The following is a 5,900-nucleotide window of genomic DNA, read 5'->3' as shown; positions in this document are numbered from 1 at the left end:
CCCGAGCGACGGTCCAGATACGACAAACCCTCCGCTTGTTGGGCGGAGGGTTTTTGGTCTGTGGTTGCGGGGGCCAGATTTGAACTGACGACCTTCAGGTTATGAGCCTGACGAGCTACCGGGCTGCTCCACCCCGCGGAAGGGTGTCGGACGGTCCCGCTTCGGCCGGAGGCTTCCGCGAGAGGGTCCAGATGCGATGAAAGCCCGAGGTTCCGGTGAACTCGGGCTTTTCGTCTCGTCGACGAGGGCGTTCGCGATGTCGTCGGGACGGGAAGTGACGGCATCGTGGAGAAGGTTGTCATCACGTTCGAGGGATGCGCTTGGCAGGCCTGGCAGCGACCTACTCTCCCGCGTCTTGAGACGAAGTACCATTGGCGCAGAGGGTTTTCACGGCCGAGTTCGGAATGGGATCGGGTTGGGGCCCCTCGCAAGAACCACCAGGCCGGCGAAGCGCATCCGTTGAACGTGTGTGAATGTATGAGTTGTTTCCGAACGATCCGTCGCTTCGACGTCGGCGGCCATTGGCCGCGGTCCAGTCGAATGGACATGGATTAATGAGAGTAAACGAGCCGATCGAGCTATTAGTACCGGTAAGCTGAACGCATTGCTGCGCTTACACACCCGGCCTATCGACGTGGTCGTCTACCACGACTCTCATGCGAGACCTTGTTTTGAGGTGGGTTTCCCGCTTAGATGCCTTCAGCGGTTATCCCGTCCGCACATAGCTACCCTGCACTGCCGTTGGCACGACAACAGGTCCACCAGTGGTGCGTCCATCCCGGTCCTCTCGTACTAAGGACAGATCCTCTCAAGTCTCGTACACCCACGGCAGATAGGGACCGAACTGTCTCACGACGTTCTGAACCCAACTCACGTACCACTTTAATCGGCGAACAGCCGAACCCTTGGGACCTGCTCCAGCCCCAGGATGTGATGAGTCGACATCGAGGTGCCAAACACTGCCGTCGATATGGACTCTTGGGCAGTATCAGCCTGTTATCCCCGGCGTACCTTTTATCCGTTGAGCGATGGCCCGTCCACGTGGGACCACCGGATCACTATGGCCGACTTTCGTCTCTGCTCGACTTGTCAGTCTCGCAGTCAGGCAGGCTTATGCCATTGCACTCGACGACCGATTTCCGACCGGTCTGAGCCCACCATCGCGCGCCTCCGTTACTCTTTGGGAGGCGACCGCCCCAGTCAAACTGCCCACCATGCGCTGTCTCGGACCCTGTTGGGCCGCGGTTAGACAGTCATGACGATAAGGGTGGTATTTCAAGGATGACTCCACACGAGCTGGCGCCCATGCTTCAAAGTCTACCACCTATCCTACACATGCCGACACGAATGCCAGCGCAAAGTTGCAGTAAAGGTGCACGGGGTCTTTCCGTCTGACCGCAGGAACCTCGCATCTTCACGAGGAGTTCAATTTCACTGAGTCTCTGCTGGAGACAGCGGGGAAGTCGTTACGCCATTCGTGCAGGTCGGAACTTACCCGACAAGGAATTTCGCTACCTTAGGACCGTTATAGTTACGGCCGCCGTTTACCGGGGCTTCGATTCAAAGCTTGCACCTCTCCTCTTAACCTTCCGGCACCGGGCAGGCGTCAGACCCTATACGTCGCCTTGCGGCTTCGCAGAGCCCTGTGTTTTTGCTAAACAGTCGCCACCCCCTGGCTTGTGCCCCCCACACCTGCTTGCGCAAGCATGGGGCCTCCTTATCCCGAAGTTACGGAGGCAATTTGCCGAGTTCCTTCAGCAGAGTTCTCTCAAGCGCCTTGGTATACTCTACCAGTCCACCTGTGTCGGTTTCGGGTACGGTCTATATTGGGAGGCTGTTTCCTGGAACCCCTTCACTGCCCTCTCAATCCGATAAGAGAAGACAATACACGGGATTCGTCACTGCTCCCAGGCCGGGGAATATTCACCCCGTTCCCATCGACTACGCCTTTCGGCCTCGCCTTAGGGGCCGGCTAACCCTGCGCAGATTAACTTTACGCAGGAACCCTTGGACTTTCGGCGAGGGTGTCTCTCACACCCTTTATCGTTACTCATGTCAGCATTCGCACTTCCCATACCTCCACGGCGCCTCGCGGCTACCGCTTCAACAGCTTAGGGAACGCTCCGCTACCGCTCTTTCGAGCCCGCAGCTTCGGCACGTGGTTTGAGCCCCGTTACATCTTCGGCGCAGGAACCCTTGTTTAGACCAGTGAGCTGTTACGCTTTCTTTAAATGATGGCTGCTTCTAAGCCAACATCCTGGTTGTTTTGGGATCCCCACATCCTTTCCCACTTAACCACGATTTAGGGGCCTTAGCTGGCGATCAGGGTTTTTTCCCTCTTCACGACGGACGTTAGCACCCGCCGTGTGTCTGCCCAATAGTACTTCCCGGTATTCGGAGTTTACTTAGGTTTGGTAGGTCTGTAGGACCCCCTAGCCCATGTAGTGCTCTACCCCCGGGAGTATTCATCGGACGCGCTACCTAAATAGCTTTCGCGGAGAACCAGCTATCTCCGAGTTTGGTTGGCCTTTCACCCCTAGCCACAGCTCATCCGAGACTTTTTCAACAGGCACCGGTTCGGTCCTCCAGTGCGTGTTACCGCACCTTCAACCTGGCCATGGCTAGATCACTCGGTTTCGGGTCTAATCCGCCGAACTGAACGCCCTGTTCAGACTCGCTTTCGCTACGCCTACACCTACCGGTTTAAGCTTGCTCGACAGACTAACTCGCTGACCCATTATACAAAAGGTACGCAGTCACCCAGGACGAACCTTGGGCTCCCACTGTTTGTAGGTATCCGGTTTCAGGAACTGTTTCACTCCCCTTGTCGGGGTGCTTTTCACCTTTCCCTCACGGTACTTGTTCACTATCGGTCGCTGAGGAGTACTTAGGCTTGGAGGGTGGTCCCCCCATGTTCAGACAGGATTTCACGTGTCCCGCCCTACTCGTATCCCGAAAATCTCGACACCCATACGGGGCTATCACCCACTACGGCCGACTGTTCCAAGTCGTTCTGGTTGGAGATTTCCAGGCATTGGCCTGGTCCGCGTTCGCTCGCCACTACTAACGGAGTCTCTGTTGATGTCCTTTCCTCCGGGTACTGAGATGTTTCAGTTCCCCGGGTTCGCCTCCCTTGCGGGATACCCTTGCGGGTGGGTTTCCCCATTCGGAAATCCTCGGATCAAAGCTTGTTCGCAGCTCCCCAAGGCTTATCGCAGCGTACCACGTCCTTCATCGCCTCTCAGCGCCTAGGCATCCACCGAATACCCTTATTGCACTCGTTCACTCTCATTATCGATGTCCACCCACTCTCCCGAGCCTGTGTCATCGACGGATCGAACGTTTAGAAAGACCTCATACATTCACGAGTTCCGTCCGACTTTTCTTCGTCTCACGACGATGAACACCGGGACGACCAATCTTGCGACCGGTCGATCCGATGATCGAACGAACCTTCTCTTCACGATGTCAAACCAACACGCCACGCCAGGGTCCCTTCCGGAACCCACGACGGGGCGAAACTTTTTTTAACGGACAAGCCGGGATCACCACCGGCACCAACACTTCAGAGAAATGGTGGAGCCAGACGGGATCGAACCGACGACCTCATGCTTGCAAAGCACGCGCTCTCCCAACTGAGCTATGGCCCCTGTCACAAGCCGGTGACGCGAGAATGGTGGGCCCGGAAAGATTTGAACTTTCGACCTCACGCTTATCAAGCGCGCGCTCTAACCAGCTGAGCTACGGGCCCAGGCTCTCGTCGACATCTAAGTCGACGCGGACAGATCTCGCGATCTGCCGAGCAGGGAACTCGTCCGAGAAGAAAGAGAAACGAAGACGGCGGATCCCGCGCTGTGTTGACTCGCTCGATCGCCTTCGTGAGACGACGATCGACGGTCGGTGTCCTAAGAAGTTCAGGACGACCGTCGGTATGGACCGATCTTGCGATCGGCGGACACCGGGATCGTGAGGAACTTTCCTTAGAAAGGAGGTGATCCAGCCGCAGGTTCCCCTACGGCTACCTTGTTACGACTTCACCCCAGTCGCTGAGCCTACCGTGGTCAGCTGCCTCCTTGCGGTTGGCGCACTGCCTTCGGGTAAACCCAACTCCCATGGTGTGACGGGCGGTGTGTACAAGGCCCGGGAACGTATTCACCGCGTCATGCTGTTACGCGATTACTAGCGATTCCGACTTCATGCACTCGAGTTGCAGAGTGCAATCCGAACTGAGACGGCTTTTTGGGATTGGCTTCTCCTCGCGAAGTAGCTGCCCACTGTCACCGCCATTGTAGCACGTGTGTAGCCCAGCCCGTAAGGGCCATGAGGACTTGACGTCATCCCCACCTTCCTCTCGGCTTATCACCGGCAGTCCCTCCAGAGTGCCCAACTGAATGCTGGCAACTGGAGGCGAGGGTTGCGCTCGTTGCGGGACTTAACCCAACATCTCACGACACGAGCTGACGACAGCCATGCAGCACCTGTCACCTTGTCCCCGAAGGGAAAACCACGTCTCCGTGGCGGTCAAGGGATGTCAAGAGCTGGTAAGGTTCTGCGCGTTGCTTCGAATTAAACCACATGCTCCACCGCTTGTGCGGGCCCCCGTCAATTCCTTTGAGTTTTAATCTTGCGACCGTACTCCCCAGGCGGGAAGCTTAATGCGTTAGCTGCGCCACCGAAGAGCATGCTCCCCGACGGCTGGCTTCCATCGTTTACAGCGTGGACTACCAGGGTATCTAATCCTGTTTGCTCCCCACGCTTTCGCACCTCAGCGTCAGTACCGGTCCAGTGAGCCGCCTTCGCCACTGGTGTTCTTGCCAATATCTACGAATTTCACCTCTACACTGGCAGTTCCACTCACCTCTACCGGACTCAAGACCGCCAGTATCGAAGGCAGTTCTGGAGTTGAGCTCCAGGCTTTCACCTCCGACTTAACGGTCCGCCTACGCGCGCTTTACGCCCAGTGATTCCGAACAACGCTAGCCCCCTTCGTATTACCGCGGCTGCTGGCACGAAGTTAGCCGGGGCTTCTTCTCCCACTACCGTCATTATCGTCGTGGGTGAAAGAGCTTTACAACCCTAAGGCCTTCATCACTCACGCGGCATGGCTGGATCAGGCTTGCGCCCATTGTCCAATATTCCCCACTGCTGCCTCCCGTAGGAGTTTGGGCCGTGTCTCAGTCCCAATGTGGCTGATCATCCTCTCAGACCAGCTACGGATCGTCGCCTTGGTGAGCCATTACCTCACCAACTAGCTAATCCGACGCGGGCACATCCTATGGCGATAAATCTTTCCCCCGAAGGGCACATACGGTATTAGCACAAATTTCTCTGTGTTATTCCGTACCAAAGGGTAATTTCCCACGCGTTACTCACCCGTCTGCCGCTCCCCTTGCGGGGCGCTCGACTTGCATGTGTTAAGCCTGCCGCCAGCGTTCGTTCTGAGCCAGGATCAAACTCTCAAGTTGGATGAGTTCAATCGGCTATATCTGATCGCGTTTGACGAGAGTCTCACACTCGCCCTTCTCGCGAAGGGCGGGTAAGAACTCGAAACGTAGACCAAGCCGTATCCCTATCCGAAACCCCCAGGATCGAAATCCATCGGGTTCCTCGCAAGGACCACGCCGTCCACGTTTCTCTTTCTTCTTATTCGATTGTCAAAGAACCCGAAGCCGAACCGACTTCGTACGCTCACCCTCTCTCGAGAGGAACGATTTGGCACATCCCTTCGGTTGCCCGAATTCAGTGACCTTCAACACCTTCCAGAACCGTTTGGCAAGTCCCTTTCAGGACCCGCCCTTCCAGACCGGAGAGCGAAGGATTTCGTCGCCAGCGGCAGCGCCGCCGTCGTTGATGCGGTTTATAGCCATCGACCCAACACCCGTCAACACCCGAAATGCAGA

3 tRNA genes and 3 rRNA genes are annotated in these 5,900 nt (G+C 56.6%); all 6 read right to left on the bottom strand.

The features are described 5' to 3' along the window. Positions 1 to 61: 61 nt before the first annotated feature. A tRNA-Met gene (locus tag EYW49_RS22570) sits at positions 62 to 138 on the bottom strand. Between the two features lie 189 nt (positions 139 to 327). Next, positions 328 to 442, bottom strand: a 5S ribosomal RNA gene (gene rrf / locus EYW49_RS22565). A gap of 118 nt (positions 443 to 560) precedes the next feature. Next, positions 561 to 3,284, bottom strand: a 23S ribosomal RNA gene (locus EYW49_RS22560). A gap of 290 nt (positions 3,285 to 3,574) precedes the next feature. Further along, a tRNA-Ala gene (locus tag EYW49_RS22555) sits at positions 3,575 to 3,650 on the bottom strand. A 24-nt stretch (positions 3,651 to 3,674) separates the two neighbouring features. Further along, positions 3,675 to 3,751 (bottom strand) — tRNA-Ile (locus EYW49_RS22550). 233 nt (positions 3,752 to 3,984) lie between these two features. After that, positions 3,985 to 5,465, bottom strand: a 16S ribosomal RNA gene (locus EYW49_RS22545). The 16S, 23S and 5S rRNA genes sit together here with 3 tRNA genes alongside, the layout of an rRNA operon. Positions 5,466 to 5,900 lie beyond the last annotated feature (435 nt).

Source organism: Siculibacillus lacustris, from assembly GCF_004328075.1.
Taxonomy (GTDB): domain Bacteria; phylum Pseudomonadota; class Alphaproteobacteria; order Rhizobiales; family Ancalomicrobiaceae; genus Siculibacillus; species Siculibacillus lacustris.
Note: the sequence above shows the minus strand (reverse complement) of the source record. Positions and strands in the feature narration are given on the sequence as shown.